Consider the following 301-nt stretch of genomic DNA (forward strand, 5'->3'; position numbering starts at 1 on the left):
GCACGCGGACTGGAGAGAAGAAATATTCCTGTAGTTTCCCCACTTACAACCAAAGAGGCCGGATCAATCTCCAATTTTCTTCAAACTGTACCTACAGATGAAATGCTGACTGATGCAATGCTCTCCTATATTTCTGAAAATTCAGCAGGAAAGAATGTGGTGATCATTGCAGATAATTATGAAAAAAGAAGAAAACTGTCTGCAGCCCTGCCTTCAGCAAAAGTAGTTTCCCCGGGAGAAAGCGGAAGTATTAGCCAGGGAGCAATGGCAGCCGCTTTAGATAATACCAGACCCAATTGGG

At 43.9% G+C, this 301-nt stretch carries 1 protein-coding gene; it reads left to right on the forward strand.

Translation table 11 applies throughout. The annotated features are described in order from the left end of the window. Positions 1–301 (forward strand): ABC transporter substrate-binding protein (locus HC176_RS18890; RefSeq protein WP_425338233.1); only part of this gene is annotated, 301 nt, incomplete at both ends.

The organism is Tamlana crocina (genome assembly GCF_012037625.1).